At 34.1% G+C, this 21,358-nt stretch carries 18 protein-coding genes; all 18 read left to right on the top strand.

Features of this window, described 5'->3' with window-relative positions:
- The first annotated feature begins 50 nt into the window (after nt 1–50).
- Nucleotides 51–872 carry an N-acetylmuramic acid 6-phosphate etherase gene (gene murQ, locus HYN56_RS11725; protein ID WP_109192338.1) on the top strand — a complete coding sequence of 274 codons (822 nt, stop codon included), beginning with the start codon at nt 51–53 and terminating at the stop codon, nt 870–872.
- Between the two features lie 24 nt (nt 873–896).
- The gene (locus HYN56_RS11720; RefSeq protein WP_109192337.1) at nt 897–2,402 is read left to right on the top strand and encodes a sodium:solute symporter; all 1,506 of its coding nucleotides are present in this window, start codon (nt 897–899) and stop codon (nt 2,400–2,402) included.
- A 52-nt stretch (nt 2,403–2,454) separates the two neighbouring features.
- Nucleotides 2,455–5,454 carry a glycoside hydrolase family 3 N-terminal domain-containing protein gene (locus HYN56_RS11715; RefSeq protein ID WP_109192336.1) on the top strand — a complete coding sequence of 1,000 codons (3,000 nt, stop codon included), beginning with the start codon at nt 2,455–2,457 and terminating at the stop codon, nt 5,452–5,454.
- Between the two features lie 208 nt (nt 5,455–5,662).
- Complete coding sequence (locus tag HYN56_RS11710) at nt 5,663–6,868, top strand: anhydro-N-acetylmuramic acid kinase (RefSeq protein WP_109192335.1); 1,206 nt, start codon at nt 5,663–5,665, stop codon at nt 6,866–6,868.
- 58 nt (nt 6,869–6,926) lie between these two features.
- A complete protein-coding gene (locus tag HYN56_RS11705; protein WP_109192334.1) occupies nt 6,927–8,198 on the top strand; it encodes an acyltransferase family protein in 1,272 nt (423 codons plus the stop codon).
- A 93-nt stretch (nt 8,199–8,291) separates the two neighbouring features.
- Complete coding sequence (locus HYN56_RS11700; protein WP_109192333.1) at nt 8,292–9,860, top strand: glycoside hydrolase family 10 protein; 1,569 nt, start codon at nt 8,292–8,294, stop codon at nt 9,858–9,860.
- Nucleotides 9,847–11,109, top strand: a complete 1,263-nt coding sequence (locus tag HYN56_RS11695) for an MFS transporter (RefSeq protein ID WP_109192332.1) — start codon at nt 9,847–9,849, stop codon at nt 11,107–11,109. Before HYN56_RS11700 ends, HYN56_RS11695 begins: the two co-directional genes overlap by 14 nt.
- Nucleotides 11,110–11,139: 30 nt before the next feature.
- Nucleotides 11,140–11,481, top strand: coding sequence for a hypothetical protein (locus HYN56_RS11690; RefSeq protein ID WP_109192331.1), 342 nt, complete (start codon nt 11,140–11,142; stop codon nt 11,479–11,481).
- A 104-nt stretch (nt 11,482–11,585) separates the two neighbouring features.
- A complete protein-coding gene (locus HYN56_RS11685; protein ID WP_109192330.1) occupies nt 11,586–12,035 on the top strand; it encodes a GNAT family N-acetyltransferase in 450 nt (149 codons plus the stop codon).
- A 2-nt stretch (nt 12,036–12,037) separates the two neighbouring features.
- On the top strand, nt 12,038–13,651 hold the full coding sequence (locus HYN56_RS11680; RefSeq protein WP_109192329.1) for a glycoside hydrolase family 3 protein: 1,614 nt from the start codon (nt 12,038–12,040) through the stop codon (nt 13,649–13,651).
- Nucleotides 13,652–13,776: 125 nt separating this feature from the next.
- Complete coding sequence (locus HYN56_RS11675) at nt 13,777–14,415, top strand: peroxiredoxin (protein ID WP_053471125.1); 639 nt, start codon at nt 13,777–13,779, stop codon at nt 14,413–14,415.
- A gap of 159 nt (nt 14,416–14,574) precedes the next feature.
- Nucleotides 14,575–14,883 carry a thioredoxin family protein gene (locus HYN56_RS11670; RefSeq protein ID WP_007805605.1) on the top strand — a complete coding sequence of 103 codons (309 nt, stop codon included), beginning with the start codon at nt 14,575–14,577 and terminating at the stop codon, nt 14,881–14,883.
- 24 nt (nt 14,884–14,907) lie between these two features.
- Entirely contained in the window at nt 14,908–15,165 is a 258-nt protein-coding gene (locus HYN56_RS11665; RefSeq protein WP_008462029.1) for a DUF6952 family protein, read from the top strand.
- 676 nt (nt 15,166–15,841) lie between these two features.
- The gene (gene tpx / locus HYN56_RS11660) at nt 15,842–16,339 is read left to right on the top strand and encodes a thiol peroxidase (RefSeq protein ID WP_109192328.1); all 498 of its coding nucleotides are present in this window, start codon (nt 15,842–15,844) and stop codon (nt 16,337–16,339) included.
- Between the two features lie 13 nt (nt 16,340–16,352).
- Nucleotides 16,353–16,727, top strand: a complete 375-nt coding sequence (locus HYN56_RS11655) for a diacylglycerol kinase (protein WP_109192327.1) — start codon at nt 16,353–16,355, stop codon at nt 16,725–16,727.
- Between the two features lie 18 nt (nt 16,728–16,745).
- Complete coding sequence (locus HYN56_RS11650; protein WP_109192326.1) at nt 16,746–19,199, top strand: DNA translocase FtsK; 2,454 nt, start codon at nt 16,746–16,748, stop codon at nt 19,197–19,199.
- Between the two features lie 7 nt (nt 19,200–19,206).
- On the top strand, nt 19,207–19,899 hold the full coding sequence (locus tag HYN56_RS11645) for a LolA family protein (protein WP_240622693.1): 693 nt from the start codon (nt 19,207–19,209) through the stop codon (nt 19,897–19,899).
- A gap of 8 nt (nt 19,900–19,907) precedes the next feature.
- Nucleotides 19,908–21,356 carry an LptF/LptG family permease gene (locus HYN56_RS11640; protein WP_109192324.1) on the top strand — a complete coding sequence of 483 codons (1,449 nt, stop codon included), beginning with the start codon at nt 19,908–19,910 and terminating at the stop codon, nt 21,354–21,356.
- Nucleotides 21,357–21,358: the final 2 nt, after the last annotated feature.

Below are 21,358 nucleotides of genomic sequence, written 5' to 3'. Positions count from 1 at the left end.
ATAAATATCAAAATCTGCTGTTTCAAAACCCAAAAAAAAAGAAAAGAAAAATGAAGAATAAAAACCCTGAAACCGAACAAGAATCTTTGTACAAAGATTTAGACCAAATGAGCGTAAAAGAACTCTTGACAAACATTAATACAGAAGATCAAAAAGTTCCACAGATTATAGAAGGTCAAATTCCTAAAATTGAAAAACTGGTTAAAGCAATCGTCAAAAAAATGCAATTAGGCGGCCGATTATTTTACATTGGAGCCGGAACTTCCGGACGTATAGGAATTTTAGATGCTTCTGAATGTCCACCTACATTTGGCGTGCCTCATGATATGATTATCGGAATTATTGCCGGCGGCGACACTGCGATTCGAAAAGCGGTTGAAAATGCAGAAGACGATACCGAACAAGCTTGGAAAGATTTAGCTAAATTTGAAATTTCAAGCCTGGATTTTATTATCGGAATTGCAGCTTCCGGAAATACACCTTACGTTTTGGGCGCTTTGAAAAAAGCGAAAGAACATAATATTAAAACAGGAAGTATTTCTTGCATCAGCAACGGACTTATAGCACAGGAAGCCGATTTTCCAATTGAAGTAATTGTTGGGCCTGAATTCTTAACCGGAAGTACAAGAATGAAAGCAGGAACAGCTCAAAAACTGACTTTGAACATGATTTCAACTTCAGTAATGATCAAACTTGGAAAAGTAAAAGGCAACAAAATGGTCGACATGCAGTTGTCTAATGAAAAATTAGTAAAACGAGGCATCAAAATGATTATGGAAGAACTGGGAATTGAATATGATTTAGCCGAAGAATTACTGCAAAAACATAAAAGTGTACGCGCTGTTTTGTTAGATCATAACAGCAAAAAATAAACTAAAAACTAAACCAAAACCAAAATGTCTTCTACTACAATTCTCATTTTTATCTTTGTTTATTTTGGCCTTTTACTCTTTATTTCAAATGTAATCAGTAAAAAAGGACAAGACAACGATTCTTTTTTCAAAGCGAATAAAAATTCCAAATGGTATCTGGTTGCTTTTGGTATGATTGGAACGGCGCTTTCCGGCGTGACCTTTATTTCGGTTCCCGGTGAAGTGGGTTCGCCAAACGGAGAACAATTCAAATATTTCCAGTTTGTTTTAGGAAACGCAATTGGTTTTATCATTATTGCAAAAGTCCTGCTTCCACTCTATTACAGAATGAATCTGACTTCGATTTATAGTTATATCGAACATAGAATGGGAATTAGAAGTTACAAAACGGCAGCTTCCATATTCTTGGTCAGCAGAACCATTAGCTCTGCATTTAGATTATATTTGGTGGTTATAGTTTTACAGCGATATGTCTTCAACGATTTTCATATCCCATTTCCGGTAACGGTACTTTTGGCTTTGGCGCTTATCTTCTTATACACTTTTAGAAGTGGTCTAAAAACCATTATTATTACCGATACCTTACAGACGTTTTTTTTAGTTAGTTCAGTGTTTATAACCATTTATTTTGTTTGTGACAGTCTTAACCTGACTGTTCTTGAGTCGGTTTCAACCATTCAAAAAAGTAATTATTCTAAAATATTTTTCTTTGATGATTTCTTTACGAGCAAGTACCACTTTGTAAAGCAGATTTTAGGAGGAATGTTTGTTACCATTGCAATGGTTGGACTGGATCAGGATTTAATGCAAAAAAATCTAAGCTGTAAAAACATTGGCGAAGCACAAAAAAACATGTTTACGTTTACAGGAATTTTTGTTTTAATCAATATTATTTTCCTGAGTTTAGGTGCTTTATTGTACATCTACGCTGCAAAAAATAATGTTCAGATTCCATTAGATTTAGCAACAGGAAAACCAAGAACCGATTTGCTTTTCCCGGAAATCGCCTTAAATCATTTGTCAATTGTTCCGGCTTTTGTTTTCCTTCTAGGAATTATTGCGGCCACTTTTGCTACAACCGATTCGGCTTTAACGGCTTTAACAACTTCATTTTGTGTCGATTTTCTTGGAATGGATAAATCTGAAAATCTCGATAATCACAAAAATGTAACAATAAGACATTGGGTACATTTCGCTTTTTCAATATTGCTTTTTCTGGTAATTATTGTCTTAAATTCCTTTAATGATGCTTCTGTTGTGGCGCTAATTTTCAGAGCTGCTTCTTATACTTACGGCCCTTTATTAGGATTATACGCTTTTGGATTATTACAAAAATCAAGATTAGTAAACGACAAACTGATTCCCATTATCTGTATTATCTCTCCAATATTTACGTATTTCTTAAGCGAAAATTCAGCGCAATTATTCGGTTACACTTTTGATAATGAATTAATTATCATCAACGGATTATTTACTTATATCGGAATTTATTTTACAAGTAAACGCACAGAAGAAAAAATATCTTTCTAAAAGCCAAAATAAAGCAATTCAGATTGTATCTGAATTCTCAAAAATTGATTACATGAAAAATGCTATTATAAAAATAGGTTTATTTACCGCTGTTCTTTTTTTAATTGTCAATTGCGGCGTTTCAAAAAAGACTAAAACTGCCGTTGAAACTAATGAACCTATTTCTACAGAAAATAAAGAAGTTTACATCCCAAAAAGCAAATCAGAAAAAAAGCCTTTTGTTCCCGATTGTGATGCCGAAAATCGTTGGACAGACAGTATTTACAGCCAAATGACGCTGGACGAAAAACTGGGTCAATTATTTTTTGCAAATGCTTATTCTAACAAAGATTCTGTACATGTTAATAAAGTAAAAGAACTGGTTTCAAAATATAAAATTGGCGGTATTATTTTCTTTCAGGGCGGGCCGGTTCGTCAGGCAAAATTAACCAACATCTATCAGTCAAAAGCCAAAGTGCCGCTGTTTATAGGACTTGATGCCGAATGGGGATTAAGCATGCGTTTAGACTCAACTTACGCTTATCCCTGGAACATGACTTTGGGCGCGATTCAGGATTTAAATCTTATTGAAAAAGTCGGAAGACAAATGGGAAGCGAATGCAAAAGAATGGGCATTCATTTCAACTTTGCACCAGTTTTAGATATCAATACCAATCCGCTAAATCCCATTATCGGAAACCGTTCTTTTGGCGAAAGCAAAACCAATGTTGCCAATCGCGCTTCTGCCATAATGAAAGGTATTCAGAGCCAAGGCGTTTTGTGTACAGGGAAACATTTTCCGGGACATGGAGATACGGCAGTCGATTCTCATAAAGCACTTCCAACCGTTTCTTTTACGAAAGAACATTTGGATGAAGTGGAAATTTACCCTTATAAACAACTTTTTGACGAAGGTCTGGCTTCTGTAATGGTCGCGCATCTTAATATTCCTAGTTTAGAACCTGGCGAAAATATTCCTTCTTCTGCTTCTTATAATGTTGTTACTGAACTTCTTCAAAAACAATTAGGCTTCGAGGGACTTATTTTTACAGACGGTTTAGGCATGAAAGGCGCCAGTAATTTTAAACCTGTCGGCGATTTGGAATTGGCTGTTTTACAAGCGGGAAATGACATTTTCCTTTGCCCGGATGATGTTCCGGCAGCTTTAGAAAAATTAAAAACATTTTATGCAAATGGTCAGATTACTGAAGAACGTTTAGCGCATTCGGTTAAAAAAATCCTGCATTATAAATTCAAAGCGGGATTAAACAAATACAAACCTGTTGACTTAAAGAATTTACAAAAAGATCTTACGAGTCCTGACAAAGATGCACTTCAATATAATTTATTCGAAAACGCAACTACAGTCTTAAAAAACAAAAAAGACATTCTTCCAATTAAAAATCTGAATCAGAAAATTGCTTATGTAAAACTGGGAGAAGATGTCAACAGTACTTTTGTTTCAACTCTAAAAAAATATACTGAAATAACAGAAGTTTCAAACACCAACATTGATTCTTTAAACAAACAATTAAAGAAATACGATCTGGTTATTGTAAGTTATCACAAAGTGAATAAGGCTTGGGAAAAACAAGATTTCTCATCAAATGAATTGTTTTTCCTGAATAAAATTGCCGAAAACAATAAAGTAATTTTAGACGTTTTTGCAAAACCGTATTCGCTTCTTTCCATCAAAAATTTTGATGACATTGAAGGATTGATGGTTTCGTACCAAAATTCAACGATTTCTCAGATTGTTTCTGCCGAAATTTTATTTGGAGCCAAAAGCGCTAAAGGAAAATTACCCGTTTCAATCAACGATAATTTTAAAGTAAATGAAGGAATTGATACGGAAAAAATCGATCGTTTAGGTTTTGAAACACCTGAAAATGTCGGAATGAATTCGTCAATTTTGTATAAAATAGATGCTATTGCCCAAAAAGCAATTGACGGAAAAATGGCTCCCGGAATGCAGGTTTTAGTTGCAAGAAAAGGAAGTGTTGTTTTTCAGAAATCTTACGGTTATCAGACTTATGACAAGAAAGTGAAAGTTTCGAATACTGATTTATACGACGTTGCTTCGATTTCAAAAATGATTTCCACGCTTCCAAACGTGATGCAGTTATACGATAAAAACAAAGTTGAGTTAGACACAAAATTAGGAACAATGCTTCCAATGTTTGCTAAATCAAACAAAAAAGATATTTCCTTTAAAGACTTATTAAACCATTATGCAGGATTGATTGCCTGGAGTCCGTTTTACAAATCGACATTAGATGCCAAGGGTTTTCCTTCTGATCAATATTATCGAAAAGTTGCAGAAAACAATTTCACAACTAAAGTAGCCGATAGTCTTTACATTCGAAATGATTATCATGACACGATTATGAAATTTATTGCCGACTCTCCTATTTCACTTAAAAAAGAATACAAATACAGTGATTTTACTTTTATCATTTTAAAAGAATATTTGGAAAGAGCAACACATGAAAAATTGGAAGATTTAAGTCAGAAGAACTTTTTCAATTCGTTGGGAATGAATTATACCACTTATAATCCGTTGTTGAAATTTGATAAAAACGTCATTGCACCAACCGAAATTGATAATTATTTCAGACATCAATTAATTCAAGGTTATGTTCACGATATGGCTGCCGCAATGGAAGGCGGTGTTGCAGGACATGCGGGAATTTTTTCCAATGCTATGGATGTTGCCAAAATGATGCAGTTGTTTCTTCAAAAAGGAAGTTATGGTGGCGAACAGTATTTTTCTCCTGAAACATTTGACACTTTTAATACTTGTTTTTATTGTAATCAGGGCGTAGAAAGAGGTTTAGGTTTTGATAAAAGATTAGGAAAAGACGGCCCAACTTGTCAATGTGCTTCTAAATCAAGTTTTGGTCATACTGGTTTTACAGGAAATATGGCTTGGGTCGATCCTGAAAACCAAACGGTTTATGTGTTTTTATCGAACAGAACGTATCCTGAAGTTGGCGAAGAAGGAAATAAACTAGCGAAAGAAAAGATTCGTGAAGATATTCAGAAAATAATTTATGAATCTATAATGAAATAACTTTGTGGATTGTTTTTTAAACACATAGAAACATAGATTTTGTTCTGAATTAAAAAGAGTACCAAAAGAAACCAGTTTCTAACACATAGAGCTATGTGTTTTATTGCAAGTGAAACGACTTTTTATAAAGCTAATAAAATCTATGTTTCTATGTGTTAAAAAATTGCCCACAACTAATTAACTTTAGCTGCATTTTAAACAAACTTTCATGAACAAAAATATTGAAGCACTTTATCAAATTGCTCAAAAAGAAACAAAACGTATTATTGGGTTAATGTCGGGAACTTCTCTCGACGGACTGGATATTGCTTTATGCGAAATTTCAGGATCTGGTGTAAACACCAATGTAAAGCTGGTTCAGTTTGAAACGATTAGTTACTCAGAAGAAATCAAAACAGAAATTCGTAAAATCTTTGCTCAGAAAAATATCGATTTTCAGCATTTGGCTTTACTTAACGAATGGATTGGTTTACTTCATGCTTCAATGGTAAATGAAACTTTAGAAAAATGGAATATTCCGGCTTCAGATATTGATTTAATAGCTTCTCATGGACAAACGGTTTTGCATGCACCAAAATTTTTGCATCAGCAGGAGAAATTTCCAAATGCAACTTTACAGATTGGAGACGGCGATCATATTGCCGTAAAAACTGGAATTATCACATTGTCGGATTTTAGACAAAAACACGTTGCTGCGGGTGGCGAAGGCGCTCCGTTAGCCGTTTATGGTGATTATTTTTTATTTGGAAAGGAAGGCGAAAACAGAATTATGCTAAATATTGGCGGGATTGCCAATTTTACATATCTGCCTTCAGCTATAAAAACAGAAGACACTTTTGTAACTGATACTGGAACAGGAAATACCTTAATCGATCTTTTTGTTAAGAAATATTTTCTGGATAAAAGCTACGATAAAGATGCTGAAATAGCCAAACAAGGAAATGTAAATCAGATTTTATTAGAAAATTTGAAAGACAATGCTTTTTTCAAAAAAGGATTTCCAAAAACAATTGGGCAGGAATTATTCAATGCTGAATATGTAGAATTAGCACTTTCAAAAAGCAATCTTAGTGATATTTTAGCTCCCGATTTATTGGCTACTTTAACACGTTTTACTGCTGAAACTATTGCAGAAGCGATTCAATTTGCTGTTAAAAATTCTTCTTATAAAATTGAAGACTTTAAAATATATCTTTCAGGCGGCGGAGCCAATAATCCATTAATTGTACAATGGCTAAAAGAATTACTGCCTTGCTCTTTCTTCAAAAGCGATGATTTAGGAATTAACAGTGATGCCAAAGAAGCGATTCTGTTTGCAGTTTTAGCCAATGAAACTGTTGCCGGAGGAGATTTTAAATTTAATTCTGTGAAAATTCCGTCGGTAACTATGGGGAAAATTTCATTTCCTGATTAATTTTTAAAACCAGCCAAAACAATAAACCACAAACAATAAACTATTAATAACCAAAACCATGACAAAAGAACGTTTAACCTCACTTGATGTATTTAGAGGATTTACTATTTTTCTAATGACGATAGTTAACAATCCCGGAAGCTGGTCATCTATTTACCCGCCATTAGAACATGCAGAATGGCACGGCTGTACACCAACCGATTTAGTTTTCCCTTTTTTCGTTTTCATAATGGGAACAGCAATCCCTTTTGCAATGCCGGTTAAACATCTTGATGGTGCTGTTTTTAATAAAATTCTAGTTCGATCACTGCGTATTTTTTGTTTAGGATTTTCTTTAGCTTTTTTCGGCAGAATACATTTGTTTGGTCTCGAAGGTTTTCCTCTTTTATCAATAAGACTTATTATTTTCTTCGGAATCGCTTATGCACTTTTAGGGAATTTTAGCCTAAAAGTCAAGACATATCTTGTTTTCGGAATCTTAATTGTATTATTATCTTTAGCCTACAGCGGTCTAGAACACTTTGAAGACACCAGAATTCCAGGCGTTTTACAGCGAATTGGAATCGTTTATTTCTTTACGTCTCTTTTATATTTAAAAACAAATTTAAAAACACAGATTATAACTGCCGTTTCAATTTTAGTTGGATATTATCTGTTGATGGCTTTTGTACCAGTTCCCGGAGTTGGAGAAGCCAATTTTGAAAAAGGCACCAATCTGGCAGCATGGCTCGATAATTTACTTTTAAACGGACATCTTTGGAGCGTCTCTAAAACCTGGGATCCGGAAGGAATTTTAAGTACTTTACCAGCAATAGCAACTGGAATCACCGGAATGTTTATCGGACAGATTTTAAATTTATCAATTAGTAAAATCGAAATTGTAAAAAAACTGACAATTGCCGGAATTGTCCTGCTGATTTCAGGATTACTTTGGAATATTATTTTCCCAATTAACAAATCACTTTGGACCAGTTCTTATGTTTTGTATACGGGCGGAATTGCTACTTTATGTTTAACGTTTCTGTATTATGTTATCGATGTTGCGAATTATAAAAAATGGGCTAAACTGTTTTTAATCTGGGGTGTAAACCCAATGATTGTCTTTTACTTTTCCGGAATAATTCCGAGAGTAATGAGCTCTATAAAAATGCAAAATCCGGAAATTGGAGGCGAAGAAATTGGTTTTCAAGCCTACCTATACCAATATGGAATTGTTCCTGTTTTTGAAAATCCTTTAAATGCATCGTTGGCTTATGCGCTGGCTTATGCTCTTTTCTGGTCAATTATCTTATGGATTTTATATAAAAGAAAACTGATATTCAAAGTTTAGTATTTCAGAAAGAATGGTATTATTATTGCGAAATTTAAATTTCCTTTAATCATCTAAAAAAACTATTTTTGGTTTTTGTTAAAAAACATTGAAATGCATAAAAATCAGTATCTAATATTCTCTTTTCTACTTCTATTTTTCGTTTCGACGATTTCCGCGCAGCAAAATACAATGCATCCTAAAAACGAATTTAGAGGTGTTTGGATTGCTACCGTTGTTAACATTGACTGGCCGAAAACGAGCATCGATAATGTAGAAAAAGAAAAAGCTGATTATCTTGAGATTTTAGAAGCCTATAAAAAATTAAATTACAATGCCGTAATTGTTCAGGTTCGAAGTGTGGGCGATGCTATTTATCCTTCTGAATTTGCGCCTTGGTCTCGTTTTTTAACGGGAAAAGAAGGTTTGGCTCCAAATCCGTATTACGATGCATTAGCCTGGATGATTGAGCAGGCGCATAATCGTGGATTTGAATTTCACGCCTGGCTGAATCCATATCGTGCGACTTTTGATTTGAATAAAAATCTTTTAAGTCCTGGACATGATTTTTTTAAACATCCGGAATGGATGATCGAATATGGTGGAAAATATTATTATGATCCTGCTTTACCCGAAGTTCAGGCACATTTAACGAAAGTAGTTAAAGAAGTTGTGGACAAATATGACATTGATGCCATTCATTTTGATGATTATTTTTATCCGTATGCTGTTCCTGGAAAAGTATTTAACGACAACGCTTCTTACCAAAAATATGGTGCAGGTTTAAGCCGTGCAGATTGGCGTCGTGCCAATGTGAGCAACTTTGTTCATACCATTTCAACAACCATAAAAGCCAGTAAACCTTGGGTTCAATTCGGAATTAGTCCGTTTGGGGTTTGGCGAAATAAATCTCAGGATCCAAGAGGTTCTGAAACGCAATCCACTTCTAATTACGATGATTTGTATGCCGATCCAATGTTATGGATGGAGCAAAATTGGATTGATTATATTTTGCCTCAATTGTATTGGAGTATGAATAACACAAGAGCTTCTTATTCAAAATTGGTAAAATGGTGGTCTGAAAATTCGAATAATACTGCTATTTACATTGGTCATGCTTCTTATAAAATTAGAGGTGACTCTGATAAAAGCTGGAATTATATGACCGAAATCCCAACACAGATTGATTTTCTAAGAACCTTTAAAAACGTTTCCGGAAGTGCTTATTTTAGCTCGAAATGGTTCATGGGGAAAAACTTTGATGTAGTTCGTCATTTAGAAGAAAACCAATACAAATATCCCGCTCTTCCTGCAGCGGTACCGAATTTAAGACACGTGATTATTGATACGCCAAGAGTGATTGAGTACAATAAAGATAGTATTCGTTATAACTTCACTTTCAAAAGTCCGCTGAATACAAAAGTTCGATATATGGTCGTTTACGGAGGAGAAAACAGCTCAAAAATCGATATTAACGATGCTACTAAAATTGTAGAAAAAGTAACTATAAAAGAAGTTGACGGGAAAATTACTTTCTCTATTGCAGCTGGAAAACTAAACCTTTATAAAGCCTGCGCTGTAACTTTTATTGATTATTATGCCAACGAAAGTACGCCAACTGCCATCGATCTAAAAAAACCATTAAAAAACTATATACCCGCACAACCTAATGAAAATAGATAATAAACCTTGGTTCTGGATTCCGCTTCTAAACTTTGCATCTGGATTGCCTTACGCCATAATTATTTCAGTTTCGGTAATTATGTACAAAAATCTGGGAATTTCAAATGAAGACATTGGAGTCTACACCAGTTTATTATATCTTCCTTGGGTAGTAAAACCGCTTTGGAGTCCGCTTATTGAGTTAATCGGAACCAAAAGAAAATGGTTTTTATCAATGCAGTTATTAATTTCAATCGCCTTTTTACTGGTCGGATTAGCCATTCCAACCAACGGATTTTTCATGATGTCGCTGGCCATATTCTGGGTTGCCGCTTTTGCTTCGGCTTCAAATGACATTGCAACAGATGGTTTCTATTTATTGGTTTTACCTGAAGATAAACAATCTTTCTTTATCGGAATCAGAAGTACTTTCTACAGACTTTCAATGTTGGCTGGAAACGGATTAGTAGTCCTTTTTGCCGGATATTTAGAACATAAATACGGTGACAATACAAAAGCATGGTCTTATACGATGATTTGTGTTGGTTTGTTAATGACATTTATTACAGCTTACAATTTCATTTTTACACCAAAAAATGAAATCAATGCTGTAGAAAGCAAAAAAGAAACTCCTCATCAAAATTTTGGAACCATTTTTATCAGTTTCTTCAAGAAAAAACAAATCGGATTAATTCTAGCCTTTGTTCTGGTCTTCAGATTAGGAGAATCACAACTGCTGAAAATGTTAAGTCCATTTTTATTGGATGGAAAAGAACTTGGCGGAATGGGATTAGATACGGAAGCTGTTGGAATTATTTACGGAACTTTTGGAGTGGCGGCATTGACTTTAGGGGGAATTTTAGGCGGAATTGCCATTTCCAGACACGGTCTCACCAAATGGATGTTTCCTATGTTTTTAGCTATGCATTTACCAATTATCGGTTTTATTCTTTTGGCATTTTTTCACCCAGCCTCAATTTATTACATTTATATCGTTGTTATTTTAGAACAATTTGGTTACGGATTTGGTTTTACTGCATTTATGATGTATTTAATTCATGTTGCAGAAGGAGAATCCAAAACAGCGCATTATGCATTAGCAACAGGATTCATGGCAATGGGAATGATGTTGCCAGGAATGTTAAGCGGTTTTATACAACAATATTTAGGCTATGGAAACTTCTTTATTTGGGTTTTAATAGCTACAATTCCAGGTCTTATTTTATCACGTTTTTTAACTTTCCCGAAAGATTTTGGGAAAAAATCATAAGAAGTTTAATCCCAAATCAAACTCTTACATATGGAAATCAATGAAAATTTGCAGACCGAACGAAATCTGAAAGGAACTGAGTTCGAGAAAAATGGAAATCTAGAAAAAGCAATTGAATTGTATGAAGAAAATGTCGCAGAAAGCTTTAAAGGAAATCATCCTTATGATCGACTGGCAACGATCTACAAAAACCAAAACGATCTCGACAACGAAATTAGGATTTTAGAAAAAGCCATTTTGGTTTACGAAGAAATCACAATCGAAGACCGTCTGGAAGGACTTCCAAAACTTTTCCGATTCAAAAACCGACTGGAAAAAGCCATTGAAACCCAAAAGCAATTAGCCAAACAAAAAAAGGCAAAATTGAAATAGGTAAAAAAATTAAGCTTAATTTTCTTCTTATCATTAAGGATTTAAGTTCATAAAGTTTAGCTTAATTTACTTAATATCTTAATGGTAAAAAAACTTTTTAGATTATGATTCACATAAAACGAACCAACTCAGATGATATTGATTTTATAAATCTAGTGGCTTTGTTAGATCAGGAATTAGCTATTAGAGATGGAGACGATCACGCTTTTTACAATCAGTTCAATAAAACAGATAAAATAAAACATACCATTGTTTATTACGAAAATGATGTTCCTGTTGGATGCGGCGCTTTCCGCGAAAAAGAAAGTGACAAAACTGAAATCAAAAGAATGTTTGTTCATCCAGATCATCGAAAAAAAGGAATTGCTTCTGCCATTTTAAAAGAACTTGAAATCTGGGCAAAAGAAGTGGGTTATACTTATACAATTCTGGAAACCGGAAAAAATCAGCCGGAAGCCATCAACTTATATCAAAAACAAAATTACATCATCATTCCAAATTATCCTCCTTATGAAGAAATGGATAATAGTGTATGCATGAAAAAGACTTTATAATAATGAAAATCACAGCAGAAGCATTAAAACAAAGAATCGGACAATTCTTTTTCCCAGCCGTATTTATTAACGACACAGAAGAAAACATTCAGGAAACGGAACGTTTAATCAAACAACATAATATTGGTGGATTAACCTTTTTTCATAGTCGTGCGAGCGCTGCAACCAATTATGAAAGCAAGAAAAAAGTCGTTTTCAACGATGATAGTTACGAAAAAATTAAAGCATTAATTGCTCGTTATCAAAAAGCCGCTTCTACTCCACTTTTAATCAGTATTGATGCGGAATGGGGTTTAGCAATGCGAATCGAAAAAACACCACAATATCCGTATGCGATTACGCTTGGCGCTTTGCCGGAAAACAAATCAAAGTTAGTTTACGAAGTTGGAAAACAAATTGGTTTGGATTTAAAAGCAGTTGGAATTCAATATAATTTATCACCTTTGGCAGACATTAACAACAATCCAAATAATCCAGTTATTGGTTACCGCTCTTTTGGTGAAAATAAAGAAAAAGTAGCCGATTTTGCTGTTGAATATTTAAACGGAATGTCGGAAGTTGGCGTTTTAGGCTGTTTGAAACATTTTCCCGGACACGGAAATACGAATGTCGATTCGCATTTGGGATTACCAGTTTTAAAGGAGACTTTAAAAGAATTGATGGCAAACGAATTATATCCATTTATTAAAGGAATCGAAAATAATGTTGATTCAATTATGATTGGACATTTGGCTGTTCCAAGTTTAAATGACGGAAAAGATACTTCAGCAACATTATCAAAAGCGGTTATTCAGGATCTTTTGCGAGATAAATTAGGTTATGATGGTTTGGTAATTTCCGACGCACTAAACATGCACAGCGTTTCTAAATTATACGAAACTAAAGGCCAATTAGAATGGGAAGCCTTTAATGCAGGAAACGATGTTTTGTGTTTTGCCGAAAATGTTCAGGAAGGAATTGAAGCCATCTATAAAAATGCTTCTCCAGACCGTATTTTCGAAAGTTTTAACCGAATTATGAAAGCGAAAGAAAAAGCTGGAATTCTTTCTGGAAACACATCTACTGCGGGCGAATTAGATTTCGAAAAAACATCAAAATTAAATCTGGAAATTGCTCAAAATGCGATTACAACCATTATCGATAATTCGAGTGCAGAATTAGCTTTTGAAGCTCAGAAAAACAACAAATTAGCAAAACTAAGTATATATAAAAATACTGAAAATACATTTTTCAAAACCATAAACACAAAATTGCCTTCTGCAGAATTTGCTTTTGAAAATTTAGAAGTCTCGGATATTTCATCCATTAAAAATGAATTAGAAAATTTCGAAACCATTTTGATTTCATTATTTGTTCCAAAAGCAAAACCTTTGAATAATTTCGAAATTGATGACGAAGTTTTAAACTTACTTTCTGATTTGCTTCAGACCAAAAAATGCATTCTTTACGTTTTCGGAAATCCGTATTCATTACCACTAATTCCGAATCTTAAAAAGGCTTTTGGACTGATTGAAGCCTATCAGGATTTTGAAGAATTTCAAAAAACAGCAGGAATTCAATTTTTAGAAAAAAATAGTTTAAATGGTGTTTTACCGGTAAACATTGAAATTCAATAAGTTAAAACACTAAATAATCAAAATCGATCAACTTATAAATATTAATAATCACATCTTATTGTAAAAACCTGCACTTGTACCCTACTTTTGCACCAGAAATAAATATTTAACGTAAAACGAAAATTATGTCTTTAGTAGGAAAAAAATTCCCAAGTATTGCAGTAGATGCTATCTCAGAAATGGGTGACAATTTAAAAATCAACATTTTTGAAGAAGCAGTAAACAATAATAAAAAAGTACTTTTATTTTGGTACCCAAAAGATTTTACTTTTGTATGTCCAACAGAATTACACGCCTTTCAAGCTGCATTACCAGAATTTGAAAAAAGAAATACTATCGTAATTGGTGCTTCTTGTGATACAAACGAAGTTCACTTTGCTTGGTTAAATACTCCAAAAAACAATGGTGGAATCGAAGGTGTTACTTACCCAATCTTAGCTGATACAAACCGTAACTTAGCTAACATTTTAGGTATTCTTGATATCGAATCTACAAGCTACAGCGAAGATACAGATTCAGTTATCATCGAGGGTTCAAACGTAACTTACAGAGCTACTTATCTAATTGACGAAACTGGAAAAATCTTCCACGAAAGCGTAAACGATATGCCATTAGGACGTAACGTAAACGAATACTTAAGAATGGTCGACGCTTACACTCACATCCAGACTAAAGGTGAAGTTTGTCCAGCAAACTGGGAAGCTGGTAAAGAAGCTATGTCTGCTGACAGAGTTAGTACTGCTGAATACTTAAGCGCAAACTAAGAAATAAAATTTCCAAATTTTTAAAATTCCAAATTCCAATTGGGATTTGGAATTTTTCTCTCTCAAAAAAATCAATAACATTCCTGCAATTAATTTCTAAGTTCAATCGTAAGATTTGGAATTTGGAATTTATAAACTTGGAATTTAAATACAGAAATTATGTTAATCGACTTAAACGAAGATACGTTAGCAGATTTAGTTGCTAAAAACGAAAAAGTAGTAGTACAATATTCAGCTTCATGGTGTGGAAATTGCCGTATTATGAAACCAAAATTCAAAAAATTAGCAACAGAAAATGAAGCTATCACTTTTGTTTTGGTTGATGCAGAAAATTCTCCTGAATCAAGAAAATTAGCTAATGTGAGCAACTTGCCAACATTCGCAACTTTCGTAAACGGACAATTAGTTGGTGAAACGCAAACTAATAAACAAGAAGTTTTAATCGATCTTGTAAACGCAATTGCTTAATTCATCATTTTAAAATTCCACAACATGAAATTACCAGTAATTAAGCATTTAACGCAATTCATCGAAGAAAACGATCAGGATTATATTATCGAAACGATTGAAGTTCTGGAAGCGATGACCGAAATTCCTTCACTTAAAGACGAAGAATTAGATGTTATCGGTGAATTGATCTCCAACATGTACGGCGCCCTTGAAGTGCAAAAATTAGTTGCTCAGGGAACCGACAAAAAAGAAGCTCTAAACACATTCATGAAACGTGTATTAGGCTCAATCGATAAATAAGTCGACCTACTTCCCAAGAATAAAAACAAAAAACAAGGCTGAGAAAGCGTTTCTAATTTTAGGGACGCTTTTTTTTAGTTTACAGTGGGCCGTTTTTTAGTATTCAGTTTCAACACAATCTTGTCATCTCGACGAAGGAGAGATCACACAAGAAACTCCACAATCAGAATAGTCAATCTTTGTCGATTCACTAGTGCGATTTCTCCTTCGTCGAAATGACATACTTATTAATAAATCTAAAATCTCCCCTCTAAAATCTAAAATTAATAAGGGCGAGACAGTATTTGAAAAAGCGGGCAAACATACTTTGTCTTTATTCGCCCACTTTCCCAAATACTGTCGGGCTATCCGCGCTACTTCGGTAGCTTGCTCCTATCCCTCTCGCGGGTCTCGTTTTCAAAAGACATTTTCCTTTTCTACACAATCTTGTCATCCTGAACGAAGGATCACACTCGGGAACAGACAAAGATTGGCAAGTTACTTTGCGGAATTTCTAGTGTGATCCTTCGTTCCTCAGGATGACAAACCGAATCTAAAATCCAAAATTATTAGATAAATTCGTGAATTCGTGGCCACCCAAAAACCATCCTTAATCTCTCCTTAAACCCATAACAAATACTTTTAGATTCAAATATTAATCCTTACTTTTGAACCTCATTAATTTTAAACAAAAATCATGGCATCTATCACATTAGGAGGAAATCCGGTTCATACATCAGGCGAATTACCAGCGGTTGGATCACAATTAGCTGACTTCAAATTAGTTCAAAATGATTTATCAGTTGCTTCTTTAAGCACTTTTGCTGGTAAAAAATTAGTTTTAAATATCTTCCCAAGTGTTGACACAGGAACTTGTGCAACATCTGTTAGAACTTTCAACGCAAGTGCAAGCGGATTAGAAAATACTGTTGTTTTATGTATTTCAAGAGATTTACCATTCGCTCAAAAACGTTTCTGTGGTGCTGAAGGTTTAGAAAATGTAGTAAACTTATCCGATTTTCAGGAAGGTGCTTTTGGAAAAGCAAACGGATTAGAAATCGTTGACGGGCCATTAAAAGGCTTACATTCAAGAGCAATCATTGTTGTTGATGCTAACGGAAAAGTTGTTCACACAGAACAAGTTGCTGAAATTGCAAACGAACCAAATTACGAAGCTGCTTTAGCTGCATTATAATATTTTCCTTTAAATGGAGTTTCAGAAAGACAATACTTTTGTTACAGGTCGTTTAAAAAGCATGACTTATGCTTTTAAAGGAGCTGTAAAATTGATTAAAACAGAACACAGTATTATGGTACAATTCTCATTGGGAATTATCATGACCATTGCCGGGTTCTATTTTCACATTTCACAAACCGAATGGCTATGCCAGACATTTGCCATCGGTTTGGTTTTAAGCATTGAAGGATTAAATACGGCAGTTGAAAAAATTGCCGATTTTATCCATCCTGATTACAGCAAACGAATCGGTTTTATTAAAGATATTGCTGCAGGGGCAGTATTTTTTGCTGCAATGACTGCAATAGCAATAGGCTTGATTATTTATATCCCAAAATTTATTTAGGCAAAGGAAAACGCAAGAATGGCAAAAAGTAAAAAAGAAACTGTAAATAAAAAAAACGACAAACAAGAAGGAAATAAAAGATCCTGGAAGATGACCAAACCTCAGAAATTTGTTTTGGGATGTCTTTTGGTTCTTTTCTCCATTGCATTATTAGTTGCATTTATTTCTTTTTACGTAAACGGACAATGGCAGAATGACCAAAGTGTCATCAACCAGCTTGGTGATCGTGCCGAAGTGGCTGAGAACTGGCTTGGAAAATTCGGAGCCTACTTGGCCGATTTGATTATCTACAGAGGTTTCGGACTTGCCTCTTTCATTTTTGTGCGTTTATTTTTCCTTACCGGAATGTTTTTAGCTTTAGAGCTTTCTACTCAGAAATTAAAAAATACCTGGTTCTGGGATATCTTTGCTATTATTATCGTTTCTGTTTTATTTGGTTTTTTTGCAACCTCAGCACCGGAATTAGGTGGTACTATAGGTTACGAATTAAATTTATTTCTGCAAGATTATATCGGAAAAACAGGTACTTTGCTTACGCTGATTTTTGGATTAATTGTATATCTGATTTTCAAAATCAAATTATCACCGGAAAAAATTCAATCTTATTTTGATTCTACAAAAAAAGAATTCAAATCAGAATTAGATACTTTAAAACCAGCGGTAAATCAGCCCGAAAGCGCTTATAATCTGGAAGAATTTGCCATTAAGGAAGATATTGAAAGTGATCCTGAAATTGACGACATTCACATCAAAACAGTTGACACACAATTTGAACTTAACAAAGAAGCATTAAAACCAACTATTTCTCATTCTTCAGAAATTGAATTAAATCCGATTTTAAAGCCAATTACCCCAAAGCAAGAACTACCATTAGTTTCTCCAGATGAAGCTTTTGTAATTGAAAAAGCAGAAGAAGAAGATATTATTGAAGAAAATCTGGCTTCTCGCTTAGTTGCCGATTTTGGATTATTTGATCCGACTTTGGATTTATCCAATTATAAATTCCCAACCATCGATTTATTAAAAGAGTATTCGACTGGAGGAATTACAATCAACCAGGAAGAATTAGAAGAAAATAAAAACAAAATTGTAGATACGCTTCGTAACTACAAAATTGAAATTGCACAAATCAAAGCAACTGTTGGACCATCGGTTACTTTGTATGAAATTGTTCCGGAAGCCGGAATCAGAATTTCAAAAATTAAGAGTTTAGAAGATGATATTGCGTTGTCATTATCAGCATTAGGAATTCGTATTATTGCGCCAATTCCAGGAAAAGGTACTATCGGTATTGAGGTTCCGAACAAAAACCCAACTATGGTTTCTATGAAGAGCGTTATCGGAGCCGCGAAGTTCCAGGAAGCTGAAATGGAATTGCCAATTGCATTAGGAAAAACAATTTCAAACGAAACTTTTGTTGTCGATCTTGCTAAAATGCCTCACTTATTGATGGCTGGAGCAACAGGACAAGGTAAGTCTGTTGGATTGAATGCAGTATTAACTTCATTATTATACAAAAAACATCCTGCAGAAGTAAAATTCGTTTTGGTAGATCCAAAAAAAGTAGAACTTACGCTTTTCAATAAAATTGAAAGACATTATTTAGCAAAACTTCCAGATACCGAAGATGCTATTATTACTGATAATGCAAAAGTCGTAAACACTTTAAACTCACTTTGTGTAGAAATGGACAATCGCTATTCTTTATTAAAAGATGCGATGGTTCGTAATATTAAAGAATACAACGAAAAATTCAAATCCAGAAAACTGAATCCGGAAGCCGGCCACCGATTTTTACCTTATATCGTTTTGGTAGTCGACGAGTTCGCCGATTTGATTATGACAGCCGGAAAAGAAGTTGAAATTCCTATTGCCCGTTTGGCACAATTAGCCCGTGCAATCGGAATTCACCTAATTATTGCAACGCAAAGACCATCTGTAAACGTTATTACCGGTTTAATCAAAGCCAATTTCCCTGCCAGAATTGCCTTTAGAGTAACTTCTAAAATCGATTCAAGAACCATTTTGGACACACAAGGAGCCGACCAGTTAATTGGACGCGGAGATTTATTATATACCAATGGAAATGATGTAGTGCGTGTACAGTGCGCCTTTATCGATACTCCTGAAGTTGAAAAAATCACAGATTTTATTGGCGGACAAAAAGCTTATGCTACAGCTTATTTACTTCCAGAGTTTATTGGCGAAGAAACTGGCATTAATCTTGATATAGATATTTCCGAAAGAGACAGTTTATTTAGAGAAGCGGCAGAGATTATTGTCAATGCCCAACAAGGTTCTGCTTCTTTATTGCAGCGAAAATTAAAATTAGGATATAACAGAGCCGGTCGTTTAATCGATCAGCTGGAAGCAGCAGGAATTGTTGGTCCTTTTGAAGGCAGTAAAGCACGAAGTGTCAACATCTTAGATTTAAATGCTCTTGATCAATTTTTTAATAATGAACAAAATTAATCCAATCATGAAAGTAAAAATTCAAGAAATCAACAACAATTCTATCACAAACATGACTAAAAAGTGTTTTCAATTAGCAGTGATTTTGCTTTTGAGCTTCACTTCTGTTCAGGCTCAGGATAAAAAAGCTAAAGATTTATTGAACGAAGTAACTTCTAAAATAAAAAGCTACGACAATATTGTTATCGACTTTAAATACTCTTTAAATAACACTAAAGAAAACATTAATCAGGATAGCAAAGGAAATGTTACTATGAAAGGCAATCAGTATGTTTTGAATTTCATGGGCGTTACTAAAATTTTTGATGGTCAAAAAACCTACACAATAGTTCCTGAAGACGAAGAGGTTACCGTTTCTAAGGTAAATGACAAAGATGATAATGCTATTACTCCTTCTAAACTATTGACATTCTTTAATTCCGGCTACAAATACAATATGGATATTGTACAAAATGTAAAAGGAAGAAAAATTCAATACATCAAATTAGTTCCAACTAGCGGAAAAGATCAAAGAAAAGAAATTCTTTTAGGCGTTGACGTTCAGACTAAACACATTTATAATTTGATCGAAACCGGAAAAAACGGAACAAAAACAACTTTAACCGTTAATTCTTTTAAAACCAATCAGCCATTATCAAAAAATCAATTTACCTTTGTAGCGAGTAAATACCCGAAATACTACATCAATAAATTAGATTAATCAACAGGTTGAAAATTCTAGACAGATACTTATTAAAAACATTCCTGCTTACATTTACTACCGTATTTGTAATCCTATTTTTCATATTCATACTTCAGACAGTATGGCTATTTATATCAGAACTGGCAGGTAAAGATCTCGACTTAATACTAGTCGTGAAATTCCTGCTTTTTTCTATGCCTCGTATTATACCTTTGGTTTTACCACTATCGGTCTTACTTGCATCTATTATGACTTTCGGAAATTTAGCCGAAAATTACGAGTTTGCTGCAATGAAATCCTCAGGAATCTCACTTCAGAGAGCCATGCGAGTGCTTATTATTTTTATTTTCGTTTTAAGCATTGTTGCCTTTTGGTTTGCAAATAATGTTATTCCGTATGCGGAGTATAAATTCGTAAACTTCAGAAAAAACATCGCACAAGCCAAACCGGCAATGGCCATTGTAGAAGGTCAATTTAATGATGTTGGCTTTTACAATATTAAAGTTGTAAAAAAATCCGGAGAAAACGGAAACAAACTTACCGAAGTAACTATTCATGAAAAGCCTAATAATATGGGCGAAAACAAAACGGTTATTAAATCCAAAACCGGAGAATTGGTTAGTAGTGAAAAATCGAGTATCCTAAAACTTGTTTTAAATGATGGTTATTACTATCAGGATGTAACTCCTAAAAAATATGAAGACCGCGCAAAACTGCCATTCATAAAAGGAAAATTTAAAAAACAGATTATCAATATTGATTTATCTGAATTAAACAAGGTAGACGACAGCAAAGAAAGCATCGCCGGTACCAACGCAATGCTGAATGTTAATGAATTACGTTATACTTTAGATTCATTAAACAAAAATCTGGATAATGAAATTGTTTCTTTTTCTGAAAACATCAACCAACGTGTTGGAATTCGAAAATTTTCTTCTGCCACAACACCAAAGAAAAAAGAACTGCCAAGCAATCTTATGTCTATGTACTCCAACAAAGACCAGGTAGATATTCTTAAAATGGCAGGAAGCAATGTCACAAGCAACATTTATTCGATTGAGACCACTCAAAGAGATTTAAAAGATAAACAACGTGAGATTAACAAACATTTAAGCGCATTATACGAAAAATTCGTTATTGCATTTGCCTGTTTTTTAATGTTCTTTATTGGAGCTCCTCTTGGTGCTATTATTCGAAAAGGCGGACTTGGACTTCCAATCGTATTTGCGGTATTGATTTTTATTACTTTTCACTTTATCAATACTTTCGGAAAAAGATTATCACAGGAAGGCGGTATGACTCCGTTTATGGGCTCATGGATGTCTTCGTTTATTTTATTACCGTTAGCTATTCTTTTAACTTATCGTGCAACAAACGACAACGGACTAATCAATTTTGACGCGATTACGACTCCGATCTCACAACTATTTCAGAAAATTTCCGAGCGGTTTCTACCAGCTCAAAAGCAAAAATAATT

The organism is Flavobacterium crocinum, assembly GCF_003122385.1.
In the GTDB taxonomy this organism is placed as follows: domain Bacteria; phylum Bacteroidota; class Bacteroidia; order Flavobacteriales; family Flavobacteriaceae; genus Flavobacterium; species Flavobacterium crocinum.
The sequence above is the reverse complement of the archived record's forward strand: the minus strand, read 5'-3'. Positions and strand labels throughout refer to the sequence as shown.